Annotated in this window: 1 protein-coding gene; it reads right to left on the bottom strand. The window is 29.6% G+C overall.

Annotated features, from left to right (window positions below; all coding sequences use genetic code 11):
• The coding region (locus tag AVBRAN9333_RS09470) for a hypothetical protein (protein WP_336609917.1) at positions 1-368 on the bottom strand (368 nt) is incomplete at both ends.

Genomic DNA, 368 nt, shown 5'->3' with positions numbered 1-368 from the left:
ATTAACCACTTCATCTTTAGCTGTATTTAAATCTAAACTAAATGAGTATTCTTTCATTTCTCCTGTTTTTAAGCTTGATAAATATACTTTATATGTTCCAACTTCCCAACCACTACCATCTACTCTGTTTGTTAAATCAGGAGTATATTTGAATGTTCCATCTGGTGCAGCTTGGAATTCTTTCATAATTGCTTCATCTTTACCTGTAGCATTATTTGGTTTTACAAATAATAATACTAAAGTATCATTAGCAACTGATTTACCTATAAATGTTGGAGTAGTATCAAATGTTCTACCACCATTTGGAATTTCAGTTAAGTTATTAAAGAATCCATCTTCATCACCTTGGAATACTTTAAATTCTAAAG

Origin of the sequence: Campylobacter sp. RM9333, from assembly GCF_020137705.1 — a bacterium.
GTDB lineage: Bacteria > Campylobacterota > Campylobacteria > Campylobacterales > Campylobacteraceae > Campylobacter_E.
Note: the sequence above shows the minus strand (reverse complement) of the source record. Positions and strands in the feature narration are given on the sequence as shown.